Genomic DNA, 22,581 nt, shown 5'->3' with positions numbered 1-22,581 from the left:
CTGCGGGCGCATTCGGGCGTCGTGGGCCTTGGTACGAACATCAGTGTGGTGCCGGATTACCTAATTACGCTTCCGTCCCTCGGGACAACTTCGTTCCAGTCGGCAACCTCGTCAAACACACCTTGTGGGCGGTACAGACACGAAGCGGTTCGCGGGGTAGGTGCGAACATCGCCTCGAAGGCCCTTGCCAGGGCCCCTGATTAGCGGGAGCGAGGCCATCATGCCTTTGCTTTTTTGACTCGTCAAACGTTTTGTAGTGCTTTTTTTCAGGCACTACATCTTTGGTCTAATACGACCTGCCAGTCAGTTTTTGGTGTCTTGGTCCAAAGTATCGACTTTCACCCGCAGGGTCATGTCATCGCGTCCCTGGGTCCCGTAGCTGCGGGCCATACCCTGTTTGTCGGCCTGTGTCTGGCGATTCACGCCGGCCAGCAGGATCCATTCCCCCAGGCGGCCGGTGACGGTTGTGTCGGTGCTTTGCACATTCACTACATCGGGACGTTCCTGGCTCATGCGGTCACGGTTGGTACTGATCGAAAGGTGAACGATCTCGCCGGTGACGTTGGCGGTGACGTAAAAGCCCTGGGTGACGTTGCGGTATTCGGTCTGGCTGCGCAGGTCGCCGTAGGAATCGACCTGGGTGCTGGTCAATGGCACGCTCTGGCCGACCTGGATCAGCGCCGGCATGCCGTCGGTGGCCTGGATTTGCTGGATGCCACCCTCGCGACTGGCGGTGCTATGGCTGATGATTCGGGTCTGGCCCGGCTTGGCGCCGTTCACCGAGTAGCCCTGATCGCCCTGAAAGTTGTTTTCGTTCGTATCGACTGTGATCAGCAAGCGTTTGGGTGCCGTATCGAGTTGGCTCAATAAAGCTTTAAGTTCGTCGATCTTGCGCTGATCGGCTTTGACGATGAGTTGATTGCCGTAAGCGCTGACTTGGCCATCCTTGCCGATGAAATCCTGCGCAACCGGCAACATGTCGGCACTGCTGTGGTAGTTCAGCGGCACGATTTCGGTGGCGGCCATGAGTGAAAAACTGCAGGTCACCAGCAGTGTGGTGAGCAGGGTGCGTAGGGACATATCCGTTATCTCCGCAATCAAAGGTGTTGATATTGCCAGTTTGTCGGCCCGGGGTGTGTAGGAGCGAGCATGCTCGCGATGGTCGTGAACGATAAAGCGTGAAGCCTGACACCCCGCGGCGTTCTCAAGTCCATCGCGAGCATGCTCGCTCCTACAGCGTGTTGGTATTACCGGTTTGTCGGCCTGGGAGGGGGCAAGTTGAATCGTAGACAGCAAAACGCCCCGGCATCGTATGATGCCAGGGCGTTTTGTGGTGGGCTTCAAGGCCCCATCGCGGGCAAGCCCGCTCCCACAGGTCTTGCGCGATCCTTGTGGGAGCGAGCCTGCTCGCGAAGGCCGCGACTCGGTATCAGCCCGAGTGACGAACCATGTCCACATGCGGAATCCCTGCTTCCAGGAACTCCTCGCTGACCATGTGAAAGCCCAGGCGCTCGTAGAACGCCGTGGCCTGCACCTGGGCGCTGAGCATTTGCTGCTTCAGCCCGCGCTCTTCGGCTTCGTCGATCACCGCATGCATCAGCGCATCGCCGACCTTCAGGCCGCGCCAGTCCTTGAGTACCGACACCCGGCCGACGTGACCGTCAGGCAGCAGGCGGGCGGTGCCGACCGGAAAGTCGCCTTCGAGGGCAAGAAAGTGCACGGCCGTGACATCGTCGGCATCCCATTCCAGCTCGGGTGGTACGGATTGCTCGGCGACGAACACCGCTTCACGAATGCGCCGGATCTCGGCGTTGTCCTTTTGCCAGTCTGCGACACGTACGTGAATCTTATTCATCGGCAAACCCCAGGCTTCCTTGCTTGACCAGTTCGCACAGCAGGCCGCGGCCATCTTCGTCGGTCAACCAGTCCCCCAGGTTGTCGACGTGCAGCGCGTCGGCGGCGCAGATCATCTTCAGCAGTTCGCGCAGTTTGCCCGGCAGGTAGCGGCTCTGGCCGCTGGCAAACAGCAACAGGTCGTCATCGACTTCCGACCACGCCAGGCGCGCGCTAGGGTTGCGGATCAGTACGGCGCCTTGCTCCAGCGCGCCGAGAACGTCTTCTTCCTCGAGGTCTTCAGGGCCGACCACCAGTTCCGGGTAGCGGGGTTCGGTCATGAACTGGCCGAACCAGGTCAGCAGCAGGCGCTCGTCGCTCATGTGTTCGGCGAGCAGGCTTTTCAGGCGGTCGAGGGCGTCATGCTGGATCTGGTGCGGATCGACCGCCGGCACGGCGTCGGCGTCGGTGTAGCGCTCTTCGTCCGACAGGAACTGGCTGAGGAAGTCGGTGAAGTGGGTCAGCACTTCAGCGGCGCTCGGTGCGCGGAAACCTACGGAATAGGTCAGGCAGTCATCGACAGCCACGCCACAGTGGGCCAGGCGTGGCGGCAGGTAGAGCATGTCGCCCGGTTCCAGCACCCATTCATCGGTGGCCTCGAAGTCGGCGAGGATGCGCAGGTCCGCGTGTTGCAGCAGCGGGCTTTCGGCGTTGCACATCTGGCCGATTTTCCAGTTGCGCTTGCCGTGGCCTTGCAGCAGGAACACGTCGTAGTTGTCGAAGTGCGGGCCGACGCTGCCACCGGGGGCGGCGAAGCTGATCATCACGTCATCGATGCGCCAGCTCGGCAGGAAGCGGAAGTTTTCCAGCAGTTCGCTGACTTCCGGCACGAACTGGTCGACGGCCTGCACCAGCAGGGTCCAATCGCGCTCCGGCAACTTGCTGAACTCGTCTTCGGCAAAGGGGCCGCGACGCAATTCCCATGGGCGCTCGCCGTTCTCGATGATCAGGCGCGATTCGACTTCTTCTTCCAGCGCCAGGCCGGCCAGTTCGTCGGCATCGATCGGGCTTTCGAAATCAGGAATCGCCTGACGGATCAACAGCGGTTTTTTCTGCCAGTAGTCGCGCAGGAACTCGCGTGCCGTGATGCCGCCCAGAAGTTGAAGAGGAATGTCAGGATTCATGTGTAACCTATTGAAAAAAAGCACTTTTCATACGGGAATAAAAACGCCCGGCGCGGCCGGGCGTCTTAAAAGGGTCCAGCGGTCGATCAGATGCGTTTGGCTTGCGCTACAGCGTTGCCGATGTAGTTCGCCGGGGTGAGCAGTTTCAGCTCGGCCTTGGCGACGGCTGGCATGTCCAGGCCGTCGATGAAAGTTTGCAGCGCCTCAGGGCTGATGCCCTTGCCGCGGGTCAATTCTTTCAGCTTTTCGTACGGGTTTTCGATGTTGTAGCGACGCATGACGGTCTGGATTGGCTCGGCCAACACTTCCCAGCAAGCGTCCAGGTCAGCGGCAATCTTCTGCTCGTTGAGCTCCAGCTTGCTGATGCCCTTGAGGCTGGCTTCGTATGCGATCACGCTGTGGGCGAAGCCGACACCGAGGTTGCGCAGTACGGTGGAGTCAGTCAGGTCGCGCTGCCAGCGGGAGATTGGCAGTTTGCTCGCCAGGTGCTGGAACAGTGCGTTGGCGATACCCAGGTTGCCTTCGGAGTTTTCGAAGTCGATCGGGTTGACCTTGTGCGGCATGGTCGACGAGCCGATTTCGCCAGCGATGGTGCGCTGCTTGAAATAACCCAGGGAGATGTAGCCCCAGATATCACGGTCGAAGTCGATCAGGATGGTGTTGAAGCGCGCGATTGCGTCGAACAGCTCGGCGATGTAGTCGTGCGGTTCGATCTGCGTGGTGTACGGGTTGAAGCCCAGGCCCAGCTCGTCTTCGATGAAGGCGCGGGCATTGGCTTCCCAGTCGATCTCAGGGTAGGCCGACAGGTGAGCGTTGTAGTTGCCGACAGCGCCGTTGATCTTGCCCAGCAGCGGAACGGCAGCGACCTGGGCGATCTGGCGCTCCAGGCGGTAAACCACGTTTGCCAGTTCTTTGCCCAGGGTGGTTGGCGACGCCGGTTGGCCGTGGGTGCGCGACAGCATCGGCACGTCGGCGAAGCGGATGGCCAGTTCGCGGATGGCTTCGGCGGTCTGGCGCATCAGCGGCAGCATCACGTCATCACGGCCTTCGCGCAGCATCAGGGCGTGGGACAGGTTGTTGATGTCCTCGCTGGTGCAGGCGAAGTGGATGAACTCGCTGACAGCGGCCAATTCCGGCAGCTTGGCGGCCTGCTCCTTGAGCAGGTATTCGATGGCTTTTACGTCGTGGTTGGTGGTGCGCTCGATCTCTTTGACACGCTCGGCGTGCTCCAGGGAGAAGTTTTCCGCCAGGGTGTTCAATACCGCGTTGGCTTCGGCGGAGAACGCCGGCACTTCGCTGATGGCAGGGTGAGCGGCCAGGCGCTGGAGCCAGCGCACTTCAACCAGGACGCGGGCACGGATCAGGCCGTACTCGCTGAAAATTGGGCGCAGGGCCTGGGTTTTGCCGGCGTAGCGGCCGTCAACAGGGGAAACCGCAGTGAGCGAAGAGAGCTGCATGGGGTGTTCTCGGACAGTCGGGCAACGAAATGGGGCGCGTATCATACATGAAAAAATCCGCCGGTCCGTCGCCAACTGACCGGCGTATTACGCGTATTGCTAAGTTCGGTGCTGTCGATGCGGGTTATTCGTTACGCATCAATGGGTAAAGCTCTTTGAGCAATTTTTTGCGGCTAATCACCAGCTGCCAGCGATGACCGCCCAATTGTCGCCATAGGCGTGCCGAGCGGATACCGGCCAGCAGCAGGGCGCGAATTTTCGAGGCGTTGCTCGGTTGCTGCAGGTTGCGCATGTCACCGTGCACCTGGATGCGTTGGCGCAGGGTGCTCAGGGTGTCCTGATACAGTGCGCCACATGCGGCGATCACATTTTCGTGGGCCGGACCGAAGTGCTCGACCTGGGACTGGATCTGCGGCAGGCGCTTGCCGATGATCTCCAGCATGTCTTCGCGCTTGGCCAGTTGACGCTCCAGGCCCAGCATGGCCAGGGCATAGCGCAGCGGTTCGCGTTGCAGGGCACTCGGGTCGCGTTCGAGGGCGCCGATCAATGCGCGATAGCCTTCACGCAGGTTGATATCGTCGCCGCCATAGACTTCCAGGGTGTCCTTGGGGTCGCGAATCAGCAGGCTGCCGAGCATGCAGGTCAGGCCGGCCTCGTTGGTCTGGCCGGTCTTGGCGATCTTGTCCACCAGCACCGCGGCGAGGAATACGCCGCCCAGCGCCGTCAGTTGCTCCTGGGTGGGACTCATTGGGCCTGGCCTTTACTGGTGCTCTTGCTTGTCCAGGGTTCTGCAACTTCGATCACACCGCCGCCAAGGCAGATCTCGCCGTCGTAGAACACCACGGATTGGCCTGGAGTCACCGCGCGTTGCGGGTCATCGAAGGTCGCGCGATAGCCGGTAGCGGTTTTCTCCAGGGTGCAGGGCTGGTCGCCCTGGCGATAACGAACCTTGGCGGTCAGCCTGCGCGGCTGGCTCAGGTCGATCGGGTTGACCCAATAGATATCCGAAGCGAGCAGGGCGCGGGAAAACAGCCACGGGTGATCGTTACCCTGGCCAACGATCAGCTCGTTGTGTTCCAGGTCCTTGATCAGCACGTACCACGGCTCGTCGCTGGCGTCTTTCAGGCCGCCGATGCCCAAGCCCTGGCGTTGGCCGATGGTGTGGTACATCAAGCCATGGTGGCGGCCGATGACTTCACCTTCGGTGGTCTTGATCTCGCCCGGTTGTGCCGGCAGGTATTGCTTGAGGAAGTCGCTGAAGCGCCGTTCGCCGATAAAGCAGATCCCGGTGGAATCCTTCTTTTTCGCGGTCGCCAGCTCGTATTTCTCGGCAATTGCGCGAACCTGGGGTTTTTCCAGTTCGCCGACCGGGAACAGGGTCTTGGCGATCTGCTCGCCGCCAACGGCGTGCAGGAAGTAGCTCTGGTCCTTGTTCGGGTCCAGGCCCTTGAGCAGTTCGGTGCGGCCGTCGATGTCGCGGCGGCGCACGTAGTGACCAGTGGCGATCAGATCGGCGCCGAGCATCATGGCGTAGTCGAGGAACGCCTTGAACTTGATCTCGCGGTTGCACAGGATGTCCGGGTTTGGCGTACGACCGGCCTTGTATTCGGCCAGGAAGTGCTCGAACACGTTGTCCCAGTACTCGGCGGCGAAGTTGGCGGTGTGCAGCTTGATGCCAATCTTGTCGCACACGGCCTGGGCGTCCGCCAGGTCATCCATGGCGGTGCAGTATTCGGTTCCGTCGTCTTCTTCCCAGTTCTTCATGAACAGGCCTTCCACCTCATAGCCCTGCTCGATCAGCAGGAGGGCGGAAACGGAAGAGTCCACGCCGCCGGACATGCCGACAATGACGCGCTTCTTTTGTGTGTCAGAAGGGGCTGGATCACGCATAGGGATTCAATGAGTGTCTTGAAAAAGGACGCGATTCTAACAGGCTCCAGTCCGCAAGGCTAAAGAGAAGGGCGGATCAATTCGAGGCCGAAGTGTTTGCCGTCCAGATAATCGTCGATGCAACGCATGATCAGCTCGCTGCGCCAGTTGTCGCGCCGGCCGATTAATTCCTCGCGGGTCAACCACTTGGCACCGACGATGCCCTCATCCAGTTGATACTCGGGGTGATGTTTCAGCGGTTTGGCGATGAAGCAGACCCGCTGGTAGGTCACGCCGTTGCTCGGGGCGGTATAGAGATAGATTCCCAGTACACCGGTGGGTTCGACGTCCCAGCCGGTTTCCTCGAGGGTTTCGCGCACGGCGGCCTCGGTCAGGGTTTCGTTCGGGTCCAGGTGGCCGGCGGGTTGGTTGAGCACCACGCGTCCGTGCTTGAGTTCTTCGACCATCAGGAAGCGGTCGTTGTCTTCGACGATGGTGGCGACGGTGATGTGGGGTTGCCAGTCCATGAATTTCCCTTGATGTTGAAATGCTGTCCCTGTGGGAGCGAGCCTGCTCGCGAAGGCTGTGGGTCAGCCAGCATTGATGTTGAATGATAAACCGCTTTCGCGAGCAGGCTCGCTCCCACAGGGTCCGGTTTCGACAGATAAATTTGTGTGATGGCTGAAAACACAAACCCCGGCACATGGCCGGGGTTTGTGATGTTCCCTTACAACCTTAAACCAACGCTGCAACCGCTGCGTTGAAGGTTGCGCTCGGGCGCATGGCCTTGCTGATCAGCTCGGCATCGGCGTGGTAGTAACCGCCGATGTCCACTGGCTTGCCCTGTACGGCGTTGAGCTCGGCAACGATGGTTGCTTCGTTCTCGGTCAGGGTCTTGGCCAGGGTCGCAAACTGCGCTTGCAGTGCAGTGTCTTCGGTCTGGGCGGCCAGGGCTTGAGCCCAGTACAGCGCCAGGTAGAAGTGGCTGCCGCGGTTGTCGATGTTGCCGACTTTGCGCGATGGCGACTTGTTGTTGTCCAGGAACTGGCCAGTGGCCTGATCCAGGGTCTTGGCCAGAACCAGCGCCTTGGGGTTGTTGTAGGTCACGCCCAGGTGCTCAAGGGAAGCGGCCAGGGCCAGGAACTCGCCCAGGGAATCCCAGCGCAGGAAGTTTTCTTCCAGCAGTTGTTGCACGTGCTTCGGAGCCGAACCGCCGGCGCCGGTTTCGAACAGGCCGCCGCCATTCATCAGCGGAACGATCGACAGCATCTTGGCGCTGGTGCCCAGTTCCATGATCGGGAACAGGTCAGTCAGGTAGTCGCGCAATACGTTGCCGGTTACCGAGATGGTGTCTTTGCCTGCGCGAGTGCGTTGCAGGGTGAACTTCATCGCGTCGACAGGTGCCATGATCTGGATGTCCAGGCCGGCAGTGTCGTGATCCTTCAGGTAAGCCTGGACTTTCTCGATCACCACGCCGTCGTGGGCGCGCATCGGGTCCAGCCAGAAGATCGCTGGCGTGCTGCTTGCGCGGGCACGGTTGACGGCCAGCTTGACCCAGTCCTGGATCGGCGCGTCTTTGGTCTGGCACATGCGGAAGATGTCGCCGGCTTCAACCGACTGTTCCAGCAGCAGGGTGCCATTGGTGTCGGTCACGCGGACAACGCCGTTGGTCTTGATCTGGAAAGTCTTGTCGTGCGAGCCGTACTCTTCGGCTTTTTTCGCCATCAGGCCAACGTTCGGCACGCTGCCCATGGTGGTTGGATCGAACGCGCCATTGGCCTTGCAGTCTTCAATCACTGCCTGGTAGATGGTGGCGTAGCAGCGATCCGGGATCACCGCCTTGGTGTCGTGCAGCTGGCCGTCGGTGCCCCACATCTTGCCGGAGTCACGGATCATGGCTGGCATCGAGGCGTCGACGATGACGTCGCTCGGCACGTGCAGGTTGGTGATGCCTTTGTCGGAGTTGACCATGGCCAACGACGGACGAACGGCGTAGACCGCCTGGATGTCCGCTTCGATGGCGGCTTGCTGCTCGGCAGGCAAGGCCTTGATGCGCGAGTACAGGTCGCCGATGCCGTTGTTCAGGTTGAAGCCGATCTGCGCCAGCACGTCAGCGTGCTTGGCCAGGGCGTCTTTGTAGAACTCGGCAACGATCTGGCCGAACATGATTGGGTCGGAGACCTTCATCATGGTGGCTTTGAGGTGAACCGACAGCAGCACGCCTTGTGCCTTGGCGCTTTCGATTTCAGCGGCGATGAAAGCGCGCAGGGCGTTTTTGCTCATCACGGCGCAGTCGAGGATCTCGCCAGCCTGGACGCTGGTTTTTTCTTTCAGGACGGTGGTGGTGCCGTCTTGAGCGATCAGTTCGATCTTGACCGCGCCAGGGGCGTCGATCAGGGCAGCTTTTTCGCTACCGTAGAAATCACCGCTGCTCATGTGCGCGACGTGGGACTTGGAGTCTGCGGCCCAGGCGCCCATTTTGTGCGGGTGCTTGCGTGCGTAGTTCTTCACCGACAGTGGAGCGCGGCGGTCGGAGTTGCCTTCGCGCAGAACCGGGTTCACGGCGCTGCCCTTGACCTTGTCGTAGCGCGCCTTGGCTTCTTTGTCGGCGTCGCAGGTCACGGTTTCCGGATAGTCCGGCAGGGCGTAGCCCTGGGCTTGCAGCTCCTTGATCGCGGCTTGCAGTTGCGGAACCGAGGCGCTGATGTTCGGCAGCTTGATGATGTTGGCTTCAGGCGTAACGGCCAGCGCGCCCAGCTCGGCGAGGTGGTCGGCTACGGCTATGTCGCCCAATTGCTCGGGGAAGCTGGCCAGGATGCGCCCTGCAAGAGAGATATCGCGGGTTTCAACGGCGATATCAGCCGAGGCGGTGAACGCCTCTACGATAGGCAACAGTGAATAGGTGGCGAGGGCGGGAGCTTCGTCGGTGAAGGTATAGATGATCTTCGAGCGGGTGGGCATATTCGGATTAACTCTCTCTTCTTTGCTAAAGCGTGCGCAGAAACTCGAGGGGCGCCGGGTAAGCGCGTTCGTTCAAAGTCATCCATGAGCCGAATATCGAGATTTCGTTGCTGTGATGTTGGGTGCATCAGTAGGGCGTCAAGCAGGCGGGCTGCGGTAGCAGGCCGTCTCATCGGGCGCAAACACTCGTCGTAGAGCTGTTCAGCCTGATGTGACCCTTTAGTCAGCGGCCGCATTATACATAGGTAGCTGGCAATCTGCCGATGGTTCATACACATCTGTTGTCGTCCATTGGTCTAAAGGTCGCAGGGACGAGCAGGGCGTATGGTCATTCTTCGTGCTTGAGATTGGCGTTTTTCCCTTTGCTTTCAGGCTTGTAGGTCGCGCGTTGAGCGGCTTTGCGGCAGATGAATGGAACATAGGGTTTGCGCGCCGATTTAACTGGGTTACGCTCGAACCAAGCCAGATGTTCAATCCAATCAATGGAGTTCAGCATGGGTTACAAGAAGATTCAGGTTCCAGCCGTCGGCGACAAAATCACCGTCAATGCAGACCATTCTCTCAATGTTCCTGATAATCCGATCATCCCGTTCATTGAAGGCGACGGCATTGGCGTTGACGTCAGCCCCGTCATGATCAAGGTTGTCGATGCTGCCGTGGAAAAGGCCTACGGGGGCAAGCGCAAGATTTCCTGGATGGAAGTCTATGCTGGCGAAAAGGCTACACAGGTCTACGACCAGGACACCTGGCTGCCCCAGGAAACCCTGGACGCCGTGAAAGACTACGTCGTTTCCATCAAGGGCCCGCTGACCACGCCGGTCGGTGGGGGTATCCGCTCCCTCAACGTTGCCCTGCGCCAGCAGCTGGACCTGTATGTGTGCCTGCGGCCAGTGGTGTGGTTCGAAGGTGTGCCAAGCCCGGTGAAAAAACCTGGCGACGTCGACATGGTGATCTTCCGCGAGAACTCCGAAGACATCTACGCCGGTATCGAGTGGAAGGCCGGCTCGCCCGAAGCCACCAAGGTCATCAAGTTCCTGAAAGAAGAAATGGGCGTCACCAAGATCCGTTTCGACCAGGACTGCGGCATCGGCATCAAGCCGGTGTCCAAGGAAGGCACCAAGCGCCTGGTGCGCAAGGCCCTGCAGTACGTGGTGGACAACGACCGCAAGTCGCTGACCATCGTGCACAAGGGCAACATCATGAAATTCACCGAAGGCGCCTTCAAGGACTGGGGCTATGAGGTGGCGAAGGAAGAATTCGGCGCCGAGCTGCTCGATGGCGGCCCGTGGATGAAATTCAAGAACCCGAAAACCGGCCGCGAAGTCGTGGTCAAGGACGCCATTGCCGACGCCATGCTCCAGCAGATCCTGCTGCGTCCAGCCGAATACGATGTGATTGCCACGCTGAACCTCAACGGTGACTACCTCTCCGACGCCCTGGCGGCGGAAGTGGGCGGTATCGGTATCGCGCCAGGCGCGAACCTGTCCGATACCGTGGCCATGTTCGAAGCCACCCACGGTACCGCGCCGAAATATGCCGGCAAGGACCAGGTCAACCCGGGTTCGGTGATCCTTTCGGCCGAAATGATGCTGCGTCACCTGGGCTGGACCGAGGCGGCGGACCTGATCATCAAGGGCACCAACGGTGCGATCAAGGCCAAGACCGTGACCTATGACTTCGAGCGCCTGATGGAAGGTGCGACGCTGGTTTCGTCTTCCGGGTTCGGTGAAGCGCTGATCAAGCACATGTAAGCAAACGACAGGCATACAAAAACCGCCCGATTCAATTGATTGAGTCGGGCGGTTTTTTATGACTGGATGACGGTGCGGCGTTAAACCGTCACGGTCTGTTGCGTGGCAGGGGTTGAGGTTTTCGAAGCATCTACAGGGTTGCCGATGTTCACGGCATGCAGACCTTTGGGGCCCTGGATGATTTCGAATACGACAGCCTGGCCGGCCTTCAGGGTTTTATAACCATCCATTTGGATGGCCGAGTAGTGAGCGAACAAGTCTTCTGTCTTGCCGTCCTCGTTGATGAAGCCGTAACCCTTGGCGTTGTTGAACCATTTCACCTTGCCGCTGACCTTGACACCTGACATACCAACTCCCTCTGCAACAGACTCCATCACTGGAGTATCATCCAGTACATCCGCAGTCACTTTTTAGGAAAAAAGTTGACTCCGCGGACCTTTTTTACCCACTGTGGGCTCTATTGGTTGTAACACCGTTTTGCCGATAGTCAAGGTGACCAGGCAGTCGGAGTTGAAATCGCCCAAGACCGCCCCCACCACTGTATTTGCACAACTGACGAACCTTTCTTTCCATGCATGCAATCAGCCAGATTCGACTAACATTCAATCAGGATCGCCCGACTCTCCAGAAAGATCGCCCGGAGGAACACGACGACGATTCCGCAGGCATTGCTGTTCAGGAGGCCAAGCCTGCGTTACAGGCGCCGCCGATGTACAAGGTGGTTTTGTTTAATGATGACTACACACCGATGGATTTCGTCGTCGAAGTGCTCGAGGTGTTTTTTAACCTGAATCGCGAGCTGGCGACCAAGGTCATGCTGGCCGTCCATACAGAAGGGCGGGCAGTATGTGGAGTGTTTACCCGCGACATCGCCGAGACAAAGGCCATGCAGGTCAACCAGTACGCCAGGGAAAGCCAGCATCCGCTACTCTGTGAAATCGAGAAGGACGGTTAATCGCCGACCACTTGGGTATGAGGTGAAGCTATGTTAAACCGCGAGCTCGAAGTCACCCTCAATCTTGCCTTCAAGGAGGCTCGTTCGAAGCGTCATGAATTCATGACCGTCGAACATCTCCTGCTGGCCCTATTGGACAATGAGGCTGCCGCCACCGTTTTGCGTGCGTGCGGCGCGAACCTCGACAAACTCAAGCATGACCTGCAGGAGTTCATCGACTCCACCACGCCATTGATCCCCGTGCATGACGAGGATCGTGAAACCCAGCCAACCCTGGGCTTCCAGCGTGTACTGCAACGTGCTGTGTTTCACGTACAGAGCTCGGGCAAACGCGAAGTGACTGGCGCCAACGTGCTGGTCGCGATCTTCAGTGAGCAAGAGAGTCAGGCAGTGTTCCTGCTGAAACAGCAGAGCGTTGCCCGTATCGATGTCGTCAACTACATCGCCCACGGTATCTCCAAGGTGCCAGGGCATGGCGATCACTCTGAGGGTGAGCAAGATATGCAGGACGACGAGGGCGGTGAGTCTTCATCTTCAGGCAATCCACTGGATGCTTATGCCAGCAACCTTAATGAACTCGCGCGCCAGGGTCGAATCGATCCATTGGTAGGCCGTGAGCTGGAAGTCGAGCGCGTCGCCCAGATCCTGGCGCGTCGTCGCAAGAACAATCCGTTGCTGGTGGGCGAGGCAGGCGTGGGTAAGACCGCGATTGCCGAAGGCCTGGCCAAGCGCATTGTCGACAACCAGGTGCCGGACCTGTTGGCCAACAGCGTAGTTTACTCCCTGGACCTGGGCGCATTGCTGGCCGGGACCAAATACCGCGGCGATTTCGAGAAGCGCTTCAAGGCGTTGCTCAATGAGCTGAAAAAACGTCCGCAGGCGATCCTGTTCATCGACGAAATCCACACCATCATCGGTGCGGGTGCTGCGTCCGGTGGCGTCATGGATGCCTCGAACCTGCTCAAGCCGCTGCTGTCGTCCGGTGATATCCGGTGCATCGGTTCGACCACGTTCCAGGAATTCCGCGGCATCTTCGAGAAGGATCGTGCACTGGCTCGGCGCTTCCAGAAGGTTGACGTGTCGGAGCCTTCGGTGGAAGACACCATCGGTATCCTGCGCGGCCTGAAAGGGCGTTTCGAGACCCATCACAATATCGAATACAGTGATGAGGCCCTGCGCGCCGCTGCCGAACTGGCTTCGCGCTACATCAATGACCGGCACATGCCGGACAAGGCCATCGACGTCATCGACGAGGCGGGTGCCTTCCAGCGCCTGCAGCCGGTGGAAAAACGGGTGAAACGCATCGAAGTGCCTCAAGTCGAGGACATCGTCGCGAAAATCGCGCGGATTCCACCAAAACACGTCACCAGTTCCGATAAAGAGCTGCTGCGTAACCTTGAGCGTGACCTGAAGCTGACGGTGTTTGGCCAGGATGCGGCGATCGATTCGCTGGCGACCGCGATCAAGCTGTCCCGTGCCGGCCTCAAGTCGCCTGACAAACCCGTCGGTTCGTTCCTGTTCGCAGGGCCTACCGGTGTCGGTAAAACCGAAGCGGCACGGCAGTTGGCCAAGGCGCTGGGGGTCGAACTGATTCGTTTCGACATGTCCGAGTACATGGAGCGCCACACCGTATCGCGCCTGATCGGTGCACCTCCAGGCTATGTCGGGTTCGATCAGGGCGGTCTGCTGACCGAAGCCATCACCAAGCAACCCCATTGCGTGTTGTTGCTCGATGAAATCGAGAAGGCGCATCCGGAAGTCTTCAACCTGCTGCTGCAGGTCATGGATCACGGAACGCTGACCGATAACAACGGGCGCAAGGCGGATTTCCGTAACGTGATCGTCATCATGACAACCAACGCCGGTGCCGAAACTGCAGCCCGCGCTTCGATCGGTTTCACCCATCAGGACCACTCGTCCGATGCGATGGAAGTGATCAAGAAGAGCTTCACGCCAGAGTTCCGCAACCGCCTGGACACCATCATCCAGTTTGGTCGCCTCAGTCATGAGGTTATCAAGAGCGTGGTGGACAAGTTCCTTACCGAACTTCAGGCGCAGCTGGAAGACAAGCGCGTACAGCTGGAAGTGACCGACGCTGCACGAGGCTGGCTGGCGGCAAGCGGCTACGACACGGCAATGGGTGCTCGCCCGATGGCGCGTTTGATCCAGGACAAGATCAAGCGTCCGCTGGCGGAAGAGATCCTGTTTGGCGAACTGGCCGACCATGGTGGCGTGGTTCATATCGATCTGAAGGACGGCGAGCTGACCTTCGACTTCGAGACCACGGCCGAAATGGCCTGACGTTCAGAAGCAAAAACAAAAAGGCGCCGAGAGGCGCCTTTTTGCTGTCTGCTGATGATGATCACGCTCTGCGTGGGAATGCAGCCCGGGACGCTCCGCGTCCCAAATCAAAAGCCGAACGCGGAGCGTCCGTTGAGGAATTCCCACGCAGAGCGTGGGAACGATCAGCATCCCAGGCAAACAAAAACGCCCGGCATAAGCCGGGCGTCTTGTATTGACCTGATTAGCGAGCGCGGTAAGTGATGCGCCCTTTGCTCAAGTCATAGGGCGTCAGCTCGACGCGCACTTTGTCACCGGTAAGAATACGAATGTAGTTCTTGCGCATCTTGCCGGAGATATGCGCGGTTACGACGTGCCCATTTTCCAACTCCACACGAAACATGGTGTTGGGCAGGGTGTCGACGACAGTGCCTTCCATTTCGAAGCTGTCTTCTTTCGACATGCAGTAAAGCCCTCGGTGTCCAATGAATGGCCCGGTGCAACTGCGCCAGGCAAAAGCGGCGTGCATTGTGCCCGAAAAATGGTGTTTAAGCCAAGGGGTTTAGGGCTTGCTCTAGTTCAGAACGACCCAGCGCTGGTTTATCAGCAGTTCGATGGGGCGATACTGGGTCTTGTAGCTCATTTTTTTGCAGTTCTTGATCCAGTAGCCCAGGTAAACTGCGTCCAGCCCCAGGCGCCGGGCTTCGGCGATTTGCCACAGTATCGCGTAGCGCCCCAGGCTGCGGCGCTCTTCGCCGGGCTCATAGAAGGTGTAGACCGCCGACAGACCGTTCGGCAGAAGGTCGGTGACGGCGATGGCCAGTAGACGACCCTGGAGGCGAAATTCGTAGAACCGCGAAAAAGGCAGGTCGCGAACCAGGAAGGTCGAGAACTGATCGCGGCTGGGCGGGTACATGTCGCCATCGGCATGGCGTTCTTCGATGTAGCGCTGATAAAGATCGAAATATTCTTCGCTGAAACCTGGCTTGGCGGGGCGGACCTGCAAGTCGGCGTTGCGTTTGAAAATGCGTTTTTGCTGACGATTGGGCGTGAATTGCCCTACCGGAATGCGTGCCGGTACGCACGCATTGCAATTCTGGCAATGGGGGCGATACAGGTGGTCGCCACTGCGCCGAAAACCCATCTCGGAAAGATCTGCATACACGTGCACATCCATGGGCTGGCTAGGGTCGAGAAACAGGGTGGTGGCCTGCTCCTCGGGCAGATAGCTGCAGGAGTGGGGTTGAGTGGCATAAAACTTCAAGCGCGCCAACTCGGTCATGATCAACCCTCGGAAAGCTTTTGGATAAGTGTAAGCCACGCGGGCCAAAGTCGCTCAGCAAACCCAGGTTGCACGATTGGGCTGATCCAGATGCCGCGCCAGGTAATCGGCAAACACCCGTCGCGGAATCGCTCGCGCACCCAGGCTATGCAAATGATCGGTGGGCATCTGGCAATCGATGAGCACGAAACCCGAGTCTTTCAGATGTCGTACCAGTGTGGCAAAGCCAAATTTCGACGCGTTGTCGGCCAGGCTGAACATGGATTCGCCGAAAAACAGCTGGCCCATCGCCAGTCCATATAGCCCGCCCACCAGTTGATCCTGGTCCCAGACCTCCACCGAGTGCGCATGGCCGCGTTTGTGCAGTTCGATGTAGGCGTCCTGCATGGCTTCGGTGATCCAGGTGCCGTCCGCATATTCCCGGGGGGCGGCGCAGGCGCGTATGACCGCGGCAAAATCCTGGTCGAAGGTCACTTGGTAGCGTTGTTGGCGCAGCAGTTTGTTCAGGCTGCGGGACACGTGCAGTTCATCGGGAAACAGCACGGTGCGAGGGTCCGGCGACCACCAGAGGATCGGCTGGCCTTCGGAAAACCAGGGGAAGCAGCCATGGCGGTAGGCCTGGATCAGTCGATCGGCGGACAGGTCGCCACCGGCCGCCAGCAATCCATTGGGATCGCGCATGGCCTTTTCCAGGGCCGGGAACGTCAGGGTGTTGCGTTGTAACCAGGTCAGCATGGCATCAGGGCTTACAGAAGGGGAGGGCGATGGCGGGCGTAAGCCCGCCGTGAAGTTTGCCGTCAAACAGTGGGAATGTCGTCGAGGTATTTTTCTGCGTCCAGGGCGGCCATGCAGCCGGCGCCCGCAGAGGTGACGGCCTGGCGATAGACGTGATCGGCGACGTCACCCGCGGCAAACACCCCTTCGATGGCGGTTGCCGTCGCATTGCCTTCGCTGCCACCGTTGACCAGCAGATAGCCGTCACGCATTTCCAGCTGGCCGGCGAACAGGTCGGTATTGGGCTTGTGGCCGATGGCGATGAACACGCCGGTCAGGGGCAGCTCAGTGATTGCGCCGGTATGACTGTCGCGCAGGCGCGCACCGGTCACGCCGCTGGCGTCGCCCAGCACTTCGTCCAGATTCTGGTTCCAGTGCAGGCGAATATTGCCCTTGGCGGCTTTTTCAAAGAGTTTGTCCTGAAGAATTTTTTCCGAGCGCAACTTGTCGCGACGGTGAATCAGATGGACTTCCCGGGCAATGTTCGACAGATAAAGCGCTTCTTCAACGGCGGTATTACCGCCGCCCACCACCGCGACCACCTGGTTGCGATAGAAGAAGCCGTCGCAGGTGGCGCAGGCTGAAACCCCTTTGCCGGCAAATGTCTCTTCCGAAGGCAAGCCCAGATACTGGGCCGAGGCTCCCGTGGCGATAATCAGTGCGTCGCAGGTATAAGTGCCGCTGTCACCGATAAGTTCGAAGGGGCGCTGCTGCAACTTGGCGGTATGGATGTGGTCGTAAACGATCTCGGTGGCAAACCGCTCGGCGTGTTTTTGCATGCGCTCCATCAAGACCGGGCCAGTCAGGCCTTCGACATCGCCTGGCCAGTTATCGACTTCCACGGTGGTAGTGAGCTGGCCACCTGCCTGTATGCCGGTAATCACAACGGGCTTGAGGTTGGCGCGAGCGGCATACACGGCTGCGCTGTAACCCGCGGGGCCGGATCCCAGGATGATCAGGCGGGAATGCTTCGCTACGCTCATAAAAACACCTCATAAGCCTTTGTCACAAAAGAGAATGCGTGCTCAAATTGAGTCGCACGTAATGTGCTGTTGACTATGCTACACCCAAGAGTTGCCAGCATGGCATCGGACGTACAAACCCGTACAATGCCTGGCTATAACAGTGTTTGTAACAAAATCGGCATCGCATTTCGTGTTTATGAAAACCGATGCGCAGTGTTAAAAGTAGACCCGGTTACGCCTGTTAACTTTTTTACCTGCCTGGATTGGGCAGTTTTATAGTCATTCAACAGATGGACGCGCCGTTGGCGCAGGAAAAACAGGTTTTGAAGAAATCCACCGCAGCACCCAAAACAGTTGTTCCACTCTGGCGTCAGCACCTGCACTACCGCCTCAAGGAAGGTGCATTGATCGCCATCGGTGCGTTGTGCCTGTTCCTGATGATGGCCTTGCTGACCTATGGCAAGGACGATCCGGGCTGGAGCCACAACAGCAAGATCGAGGACGTTCAAAACTTTGGCGGCCCGGCGGGTTCCTACAGCGCCGATATCCTGTTCATGGTGCTGGGTTACTTTGCCTATATCTTCCCGTTATTGCTGGCGATCAAGGCCTATCAGATCTTCCGCCAACGCCACGAGCCATGGGAGTGGAGCGGCTGGCTGTTCTCCTGGCGCCTGATCGGCCTGGTGTTCCTGGTGCTGTCCGGTGCCGCGCTGGCGCATATTCATTTCCATGCCGCGACCGGTCTGCCGGCTGGCGCTGGGGGAGCGCTGGGCGAGAGCCTTGGCGACCTGGCGAAGAACGCGCTGAACATCCAGGGCAGCACGCTGCTGTTCATCGCCTTGTTCCTGTTCGGTCTCACGGTATTCACCGACCTGTCATGGTTCAAGGTGATGGACGTTACCGGCAAGATCACCCTCGACCTGTTCGAGCTGTTCCAGGGTGCCGCCAATCGCTGGTGGGCAGCCCGTACCGAGCGCAAGCAACTGGTGGCGCAGCTGCGTGAAGTCGATGAGCGCGTGCACGACGTGGTCGCGCCAACCGTCACCGACAAGCGCGAACAGGCCAAGGTCAAGGAACGCCTGATCGAGCGCGAGCAGGCCTTGAGCAAGCACATGTCCGAGCGCGAGAAGCAGGTGCCACCGGTGATTGCCCCCGCGCCACCCAAGCCGCCAGCGCCGAGCAAGCGCGTCGAAAAAGAAAAGCAGGCGCCGTTGTTCGTCGACAGCGCCGTGGAGGGCACCTTGCCGCCGATCTCGATTCTCGACCCGGCGGAAAAGAAACAACTCAATTACTCGCCTGAATCCCTGGCGGCCGTCGGCCACCTGCTGGAAATCAAGCTCAAGGAATTCGGCGTCGAAGTCAACGTGGATTCGATCCACCCAGGTCCGGTGATTACCCGTTACGAGATCCAGCCAGCGGCCGGGGTCAAGGTCAGCCGTATCTCCAACCTGGCGAAAGACCTGGCGCGTTCCCTGGCCGTGACCAGCGTGCGTGTGGTGGAAGTGATTCCGGGCAAGACCACGGTCGGTATCGAGATTCCCAACGAAGACCGGCAGATCGTGCGCTTCTCTGAAGTGCTGTCGACCCCCGAGTACGACAACTTCAAGTCCCCGGTCACCCTGGCCCTGGGCCATGACATCGGCGGCAAGCCGGTGATCACCGACCTGGCGAAGATGCCGCACCTGTTGGTGGCCGGTACGACCGGTTCCGGTAAGTCGGTGGGGGTGAACGCGATGATCCTGTCGATCCTGTTCAAGTCCGGCCCGGAAGACGCCAAGCTGATCATGATCGACCCGAAAATGCTCGAACTGTCGATCTATGAAGGCATTCCGCACCTGCTGTGCCCGGTGGTCACCGACATGAAGGACGCCGCCAACGCCTTGCGCTGGAGCGTCGCCGAGATGGAACGGCGCTACAAGCTGATGGCGAAGATGGGCGTGCGTAACCTGTCCGGCTTCAACGCCAAGGTCAAGGAGGCGCAGGACGCCGGCGAGCCATTGAGCGACCCGTTGTACAAGCGCGAAAGCATCCACGACGAAGCGCCGCTGTTGCAGAAACTGCCGACCATCGTCGTGGTGGTCGACGAATTCGCCGACATGATGATGATCGTCGGCAAGAAGGTTGAAGAACTGATCGCGCGTATCGCCCAAAAGGCGCGGGCGGCAGGTATCCACTTGATCCTTGCGACCCAGCGTCCGTCGGTGGACGTGATCACCGGCCTGATCAAGGCCAACATCCCCACGCGCATGGCGTTCCAGGTGTCGAGCAAGATCGACTCGCGGACCATCATCGACCAGGGCGGCGCCGAGCAATTGCTGGGTCACGGTGACATGTTGTACATGCCGCCGGGTACCAGCCTGCCGATCCGGGTTCACGGTGCGTTCGTGTCTGACGATGAGGTTCACCGCGTGGTCGAGGCCTGGAAACTGCGCGGCGCGCCGGAATACAACGACGACATCCTCAACGGTGTCGAAGAGGCCGGCAGCGGCTTTGAAGGCAGCAGCGGTGGCGGCGACGGCGATGATCCCGAGGCCGACGCGCTGTATGACGAAGCAGTGCAGTTCGTCCTGGAAAGCCGTCGCGCGTCCATCTCCGCGGTACAGCGTAAGCTGAAGATCGGCTACAACCGCGCCGCGCGCATGATCGAAGCCATGGAAATGGCCGGGGTCGTGACGTCCATGAACACCAACGGTTCGCGTGAAGTCCTGGCCCCTGGCCCGGTACGCGACTGACCCGATACTGAAAAGGGGTGGCGCCCCAAGGCGCTGCCCGCACTCCCACGAATGTTATGAGGACTCCCATGCGTCTGATCCGCATGCTGTTGCTGCCGGTACTGGCTTTGAGCACGCTCTCGGCCCACGCCGATGACAAGGACGTGGCACGCCTGACCCAATTGCTGGAAAAATCCCAGACCCTGACCGCGCGCTTCTCCCAGCTGACCCTGGATGGCACCGGTACCCAATTGCAGGAAACCGCTGGCGAGATGTCGCTGCAGCGCCCTGGCCTGTTCTATTGGCACACCAATGCGCCTGCCGAGCAGACCATGGTCTCCGACGGTAAAAAGGTCACCCTGTGGGACCCGGACCTGGAGCAGGCCACCATCAAGAACCTCGATCAGCGCCTGACCCAGACGCCAGCGCTGCTGCTATCCGGTGATGTGTCGAAGATCAGCCAGAGCTTCGATATCAGCGCCAAGGAAGCCGGTGGCGTGATCGACTTCACCTTGAAGCCCAAGACCAAGGACACCCTGTTCGACAGCCTGCGCCTGTCGTTCCGCAATGGCCTGGTCAATGACATGCAACTGATCGACAGTGTCGGCCAGCGCACCAATATCCTGTTCACCGGGGTGAAGGCTAACGAGCCGATCCCGGCATCGAAGTTCAAGTTCGACATTCCCAAGGGTGCCGATGTAATCCAGGAATAAAACGCGAAACCCCTGTAGGAGCGAGCATGCTCGCGATGAACTCAAGGACACCGTTGGGTGTCAGGTTGCCAGCGTTATCGTTGACGTCCATCGCGAGCATGCTCGCTCCTACAGGGGAGCCGGCGTTTAATTGAGGTTTCAGAGATAGTGGACCTGTTTCGCAGCACCCCGATCGCCCAGCCCTTGGCCGCCCGCTTGCGCGCGACCAACCTGGACGAGTATGTCGGTCAGGAACACGTGCTCGCTCGCGGCAAGCCCTTGCGCGAAGCGCTGGAGCAGGGTGCCCTGCATTCGATGATTTTCTGGGGACCGCCAGGCGTAGGCAAGACCACCCTGGCGCGATTGCTCGCGGAAGTATCGGAGGCGCATTTCGAAACGGTGTCGGCAGTGCTCGCCGGCGTGAAGGAGATTCGCCAGGCGGTGGAAATCGCCAAGCAGCAGGCCGCGCAGTACGGCCGACGCACGATCCTGTTCGTCGACGAAGTGCACCGCTTCAACAAGTCCCAGCAGGATGCGTTCCTGCCGTATGTTGAAGACGGCACCCTGATTTTTATCGGCGCGACCACGGAAAACCCCTCGTTCGAACTCAACAACGCCTTGCTGTCGCGCGCACGAGTCTATGTGCTCAAGAGCCTCGACGAAGCCGCCTTGCGCAAACTGGTGCACCGCGCGCTGACCGAAGAGCGTGGCCTGGGCAAGCGCAACCTGACCCTCAGCGATGAGGGCTTCCAGATGCTGTTGTCGGCCGCCGATGGCGATGGCCGGCGCTTGCTCAATCTGCTGGAAAACGCCTCGGACCTGGCCGAAGACAACAGCGAGATCGGCATCGATCTGCTGCAAAGCCTGCTCGGTGATACCCGCCGGCGCTTCGACAAGGGTGGCGAAGCGTTCTACGACCAGATCTCCGCGCTGCACAAATCCGTGCGTGGTTCCAACCCCGACGGCGCGTTGTACTGGTTCGCGCGCATGATCGATGGCGGTTGCGATCCGTTGTACCTGGCCCGGCGCGTGGTGCGCATGGCCAGCGAAGATATCGGCAATGCCGACCCGCGTGCGCTTAGCCTGTGCCTGGCGGCGTGGGAAGTGCAGGAGCGCCTCGGTAGCCCCGAAGGCGAGCTGGCGGTCGCGCAGGCCATTACTTATCTGGCGTGCGCGCCGAAAAGCAACGCGGTGTACATGGGCTTCAAGACCGCGCTACGTGCCGCCGCCGAGCATGGCTCGCTGGAAGTGCCGCTGCACCTGCGCAATGCGCCGACCAAGCTGATGAAGCAGCTCGGTTATGGCGACGAATACCGTTATGCCCACGACGAACCTGATGCCTACGCCGCCGGAGAAGACTATTTCCCGGAAGAACTTGACCCGATCCCGTTTTACCAGCCAGTGCCCCGTGGCCTGGAGCTGAAGATTGGCGAAAAGCTCAATCACCTGGCGAAACTAGACCGATTAAGCCCCCGGCAGCGGAGAAAATAGTGCTCCCCTTGATCCTTGCGGTTTCCGCCGGCGGTGTAGCCGGCACCTTGTTACGCTTTGCCACGGGCAACTGGATCAACGCTAATTGGCCGCGGCACTTCTATACCGCGACGCTGGCCGTTAATATCGTCGGCTGTTTGCTGATCGGCGTTTTATACGGTCTGTTTTTGCTACGCCCGGAGGTGCCCATCGAGGTGCGTGCCGGGTTGATCATCGGCTTCCTCGGGGGGCTGACGACTTTTTCATCCTTTTCACTGGATACGGTGCGCCTGCTGGAAAGCGGGCAGGTGCCGCTAGCCCTGGGCTATGCTGCCATCAGCGTATTCGGCGGGCTGCTCGCCACCTGGGCTGGCCTGTCCTTGACCAAACTTTGATA

21 protein-coding genes are annotated in these 22,581 nt (G+C 59.6%); 7 read left to right on the top strand and 14 right to left on the bottom strand.

Features of this window, described 5'->3' with window-relative positions:
- Positions 1-303: 303 nt before the first annotated feature.
- The 9 genes from PSUM_RS08970 to PSUM_RS31815 all read right to left on the bottom strand — a co-directional run bounded on the left by PSUM_RS08970 (position 304) and on the right by PSUM_RS31815 (position 9,800).
- Positions 304-1,080 (bottom strand): secretin N-terminal domain-containing protein, encoded by a 777-nt coding sequence (locus PSUM_RS08970; RefSeq protein WP_020799540.1) that lies wholly within the window; start codon positions 1,078-1,080, stop codon positions 304-306.
- A 349-nt stretch (positions 1,081-1,429) separates the two neighbouring features.
- Positions 1,430-1,855, bottom strand: coding sequence for a GNAT family N-acetyltransferase (locus PSUM_RS08965; protein WP_033042527.1), 426 nt, complete (start codon positions 1,853-1,855; stop codon positions 1,430-1,432).
- The gene (locus tag PSUM_RS08960) at positions 1,848-3,017 is read right to left on the bottom strand and encodes a ribosomal protein uL16 3-hydroxylase (RefSeq protein WP_020799538.1); all 1,170 of its coding nucleotides are present in this window, start codon (positions 3,015-3,017) and stop codon (positions 1,848-1,850) included. The genes PSUM_RS08965 and PSUM_RS08960 overlap by 8 nt, the downstream gene beginning before the upstream one ends.
- 86 nt (positions 3,018-3,103) lie before the next feature.
- A complete protein-coding gene (gene purB, locus PSUM_RS08955; protein WP_083349383.1) occupies positions 3,104-4,474 on the bottom strand; it encodes an adenylosuccinate lyase in 1,371 nt (456 codons plus the stop codon).
- Between the two features lie 124 nt (positions 4,475-4,598).
- Positions 4,599-5,222 (bottom strand): high frequency lysogenization protein HflD, encoded by a 624-nt coding sequence (hflD, locus tag PSUM_RS08950; protein WP_020799536.1) that lies wholly within the window; start codon positions 5,220-5,222, stop codon positions 4,599-4,601.
- Complete coding sequence (mnmA, locus tag PSUM_RS08945; RefSeq protein WP_020799535.1) at positions 5,219-6,364, bottom strand: tRNA 2-thiouridine(34) synthase MnmA; 1,146 nt, start codon at positions 6,362-6,364, stop codon at positions 5,219-5,221. The genes hflD and mnmA overlap by 4 nt, the downstream gene beginning before the upstream one ends.
- Before the next feature lie 59 nt (positions 6,365-6,423).
- Positions 6,424-6,870, bottom strand: a complete 447-nt coding sequence (locus tag PSUM_RS08940) for an NUDIX hydrolase (RefSeq protein ID WP_020799534.1) — start codon at positions 6,868-6,870, stop codon at positions 6,424-6,426.
- Positions 6,871-7,078: 208 nt separating this feature from the next.
- Positions 7,079-9,304 (bottom strand): NADP-dependent isocitrate dehydrogenase, encoded by a 2,226-nt coding sequence (locus tag PSUM_RS08935; RefSeq protein ID WP_083349382.1) that lies wholly within the window; start codon positions 9,302-9,304, stop codon positions 7,079-7,081.
- A 328-nt stretch (positions 9,305-9,632) separates the two neighbouring features.
- On the bottom strand, positions 9,633-9,800 hold the full coding sequence (locus tag PSUM_RS31815; protein WP_020799531.1) for a hypothetical protein: 168 nt from the start codon (positions 9,798-9,800) through the stop codon (positions 9,633-9,635).
- Here PSUM_RS31815 and icd point away from each other — a divergent pair.
- On the top strand, positions 9,799-11,055 hold the full coding sequence (gene icd, locus PSUM_RS08930) for an NADP-dependent isocitrate dehydrogenase (RefSeq protein WP_007951441.1): 1,257 nt from the start codon (positions 9,799-9,801) through the stop codon (positions 11,053-11,055). The genes PSUM_RS31815 and icd overlap by 2 nt on opposite strands.
- Positions 11,056-11,135: 80 nt before the next feature.
- On the opposite strand, the gene cspD is transcribed toward icd, so the two are convergent.
- On the bottom strand, positions 11,136-11,402 hold the full coding sequence (gene cspD / locus PSUM_RS08925; protein ID WP_020799530.1) for a cold shock domain-containing protein CspD: 267 nt from the start codon (positions 11,400-11,402) through the stop codon (positions 11,136-11,138).
- A gap of 224 nt (positions 11,403-11,626) precedes the next feature.
- Between cspD and clpS the strand changes: the two genes are divergently transcribed.
- Positions 11,627-12,010 (top strand): ATP-dependent Clp protease adapter ClpS, encoded by a 384-nt coding sequence (gene clpS, locus PSUM_RS08920; protein ID WP_020799529.1) that lies wholly within the window; start codon positions 11,627-11,629, stop codon positions 12,008-12,010.
- Between the two features lie 30 nt (positions 12,011-12,040).
- Positions 12,041-14,311 (top strand): ATP-dependent Clp protease ATP-binding subunit ClpA, encoded by a 2,271-nt coding sequence (gene clpA / locus PSUM_RS08915; protein ID WP_020799528.1) that lies wholly within the window; start codon positions 12,041-12,043, stop codon positions 14,309-14,311.
- Between the two features lie 223 nt (positions 14,312-14,534).
- Here clpA and infA read toward each other — a convergent pair whose 3' ends face one another.
- The 4 genes from infA to trxB form a co-directional block, all read right to left on the bottom strand.
- Complete coding sequence (gene infA / locus PSUM_RS08910; protein WP_002553999.1) at positions 14,535-14,753, bottom strand: translation initiation factor IF-1; 219 nt, start codon at positions 14,751-14,753, stop codon at positions 14,535-14,537.
- Positions 14,754-14,864: 111 nt separating this feature from the next.
- Positions 14,865-15,572 carry an arginyltransferase gene (locus PSUM_RS08905; RefSeq protein WP_020799527.1) on the bottom strand — a complete coding sequence of 236 codons (708 nt, stop codon included), beginning with the start codon at positions 15,570-15,572 and terminating at the stop codon, positions 14,865-14,867.
- A gap of 54 nt (positions 15,573-15,626) precedes the next feature.
- The gene (aat, locus tag PSUM_RS08900; protein ID WP_020799526.1) at positions 15,627-16,307 is read right to left on the bottom strand and encodes a leucyl/phenylalanyl-tRNA--protein transferase; all 681 of its coding nucleotides are present in this window, start codon (positions 16,305-16,307) and stop codon (positions 15,627-15,629) included.
- A 62-nt stretch (positions 16,308-16,369) separates the two neighbouring features.
- Positions 16,370-17,329 (bottom strand): thioredoxin-disulfide reductase, encoded by a 960-nt coding sequence (gene trxB, locus PSUM_RS08895; protein WP_020799525.1) that lies wholly within the window; start codon positions 17,327-17,329, stop codon positions 16,370-16,372.
- A 305-nt stretch (positions 17,330-17,634) separates the two neighbouring features.
- Here trxB and PSUM_RS08890 point away from each other — a divergent pair, with 305 nt between their 5' ends.
- The 4 genes from PSUM_RS08890 to crcB all read left to right on the top strand — a co-directional run bounded on the left by PSUM_RS08890 (position 17,635) and on the right by crcB (position 22,579).
- Positions 17,635-20,043: a DNA translocase FtsK gene (locus tag PSUM_RS08890; protein WP_033044215.1), complete on the top strand. Its 2,409-nt coding sequence runs from the start codon at positions 17,635-17,637 to the stop codon at positions 20,041-20,043.
- Positions 20,044-20,111: 68 nt separating this feature from the next.
- Complete coding sequence (gene lolA / locus PSUM_RS08885) at positions 20,112-20,735, top strand: outer membrane lipoprotein periplasmic chaperone LolA (protein WP_008062032.1); 624 nt, start codon at positions 20,112-20,114, stop codon at positions 20,733-20,735.
- A 147-nt stretch (positions 20,736-20,882) separates the two neighbouring features.
- Complete coding sequence (locus tag PSUM_RS08880; RefSeq protein WP_020799522.1) at positions 20,883-22,205, top strand: replication-associated recombination protein A; 1,323 nt, start codon at positions 20,883-20,885, stop codon at positions 22,203-22,205.
- Positions 22,205-22,579, top strand: a complete 375-nt coding sequence (gene crcB / locus PSUM_RS08875) for a fluoride efflux transporter CrcB (protein WP_020799521.1) — start codon at positions 22,205-22,207, stop codon at positions 22,577-22,579. Before PSUM_RS08880 ends, crcB begins: the two co-directional genes overlap by 1 nt.
- Positions 22,580-22,581 lie beyond the last annotated feature (2 nt).

The sequence above is a fragment of the Pseudomonas umsongensis genome (assembly GCF_002236105.1).
GTDB lineage: Bacteria > Pseudomonadota > Gammaproteobacteria > Pseudomonadales > Pseudomonadaceae > Aquipseudomonas > Aquipseudomonas umsongensis.
This window is presented reverse-complemented; position numbering and strand designations above follow the sequence as displayed.

What these genes read in the sequence shown, in the direction of transcription:
- icd (WP_007951441.1), top strand. Translation starts at nt 9,799, where the DNA reads ATGGGTTACAAGAAGATTCAGGTTCCAGCCGTCGGCGACAAAATCACC.
- trxB (WP_020799525.1), bottom strand. Translation starts at nt 17,329, where the DNA reads ATGAGCGTAGCGAAGCATTCCCGCCTGATCATCCTGGGATCCGGCCCC.
- cspD (WP_020799530.1), bottom strand. Translation starts at nt 11,402, where the DNA reads ATGTCAGGTGTCAAGGTCAGCGGCAAGGTGAAATGGTTCAACAACGCC.
- PSUM_RS31815 (WP_020799531.1), bottom strand. Translation starts at nt 9,800, where the DNA reads ATGCTGAACTCCATTGATTGGATTGAACATCTGGCTTGGTTCGAGCGT.
- PSUM_RS08935 (WP_083349382.1), bottom strand. Translation starts at nt 9,304, where the DNA reads ATGCCCACCCGCTCGAAGATCATCTATACCTTCACCGACGAAGCTCCC.
- purB (WP_083349383.1), bottom strand. Translation starts at nt 4,474, where the DNA reads ATGCAGCTCTCTTCGCTCACTGCGGTTTCCCCTGTTGACGGCCGCTAC.
- hflD (WP_020799536.1), bottom strand. Translation starts at nt 5,222, where the DNA reads ATGAGTCCCACCCAGGAGCAACTGACGGCGCTGGGCGGCGTATTCCTC.
- infA (WP_002553999.1), bottom strand. Translation starts at nt 14,753, where the DNA reads ATGTCGAAAGAAGACAGCTTCGAAATGGAAGGCACTGTCGTCGACACC.
- mnmA (WP_020799535.1), bottom strand. Translation starts at nt 6,364, where the DNA reads ATGCGTGATCCAGCCCCTTCTGACACACAAAAGAAGCGCGTCATTGTC.
- aat (WP_020799526.1), bottom strand. Translation starts at nt 16,307, where the DNA reads ATGCTGACCTGGTTACAACGCAACACCCTGACGTTCCCGGCCCTGGAA.
- PSUM_RS08960 (WP_020799538.1), bottom strand. Translation starts at nt 3,017, where the DNA reads ATGAATCCTGACATTCCTCTTCAACTTCTGGGCGGCATCACGGCACGC.
- clpS (WP_020799529.1), top strand. Translation starts at nt 11,627, where the DNA reads ATGCATGCAATCAGCCAGATTCGACTAACATTCAATCAGGATCGCCCG.
- PSUM_RS08965 (WP_033042527.1), bottom strand. Translation starts at nt 1,855, where the DNA reads ATGAATAAGATTCACGTACGTGTCGCAGACTGGCAAAAGGACAACGCC.
- clpA (WP_020799528.1), top strand. Translation starts at nt 12,041, where the DNA reads ATGTTAAACCGCGAGCTCGAAGTCACCCTCAATCTTGCCTTCAAGGAG.
- PSUM_RS08940 (WP_020799534.1), bottom strand. Translation starts at nt 6,870, where the DNA reads ATGGACTGGCAACCCCACATCACCGTCGCCACCATCGTCGAAGACAAC.
- lolA (WP_008062032.1), top strand. Translation starts at nt 20,112, where the DNA reads ATGCGTCTGATCCGCATGCTGTTGCTGCCGGTACTGGCTTTGAGCACG.
- PSUM_RS08970 (WP_020799540.1), bottom strand. Translation starts at nt 1,080, where the DNA reads ATGTCCCTACGCACCCTGCTCACCACACTGCTGGTGACCTGCAGTTTT.
- PSUM_RS08905 (WP_020799527.1), bottom strand. Translation starts at nt 15,572, where the DNA reads ATGACCGAGTTGGCGCGCTTGAAGTTTTATGCCACTCAACCCCACTCC.